This window comes from Nocardia flavorosea, from assembly GCF_015477805.1.
GTDB lineage: Bacteria > Actinomycetota > Actinomycetes > Mycobacteriales > Mycobacteriaceae > Nocardia > Nocardia flavorosea_A.
On the sequence record NZ_JADLQL010000016.1, the window covers coordinates 1 to 392 of the forward strand.

Here is a 392-nt window from a genome sequence, read left to right on the forward strand (position 1 = left end):
AACACACCCACTCGAACCGAACTCCTGGACTCACCGACCAAGCCGGCAGTATCTCAGAAAATCCGAGCAGATCATGTTTATTGCCTGGAAAGAACGCCTGTTCTTTCAGGACCCAACAGTGTGTTGATATATCCACCAGCACCGGAAACACAGTCCCAGCCGTCTGTGATGGAGGTTGTCAGCGTTCCACCCATGAGCAACCACCGAACCACATTCGAGTTCGTAATGGCCTCTGCCACAACCCGCACCCACCTGTGTGGGCCGGCGTGGAGAATGCTCCTTAGAAAGGAGGTGATCCAGCCGCACCTTCCGGTACGGCTACCTTGTTACGACTTCGTCCCAATCGCCGATCCCACCTTCGACGGCTCCCTCCACAAGGGTTAGGCCACCGG

General features: G+C 56.4%; 1 rRNA gene. It reads right to left on the reverse strand.

The annotated features are described in order from the left end of the window. Positions 1–284: 284 nt before the first annotated feature. Positions 285–392: ribosomal RNA gene (locus tag IU448_RS28585) — 16S ribosomal RNA — on the reverse strand; the annotation flags it as partial.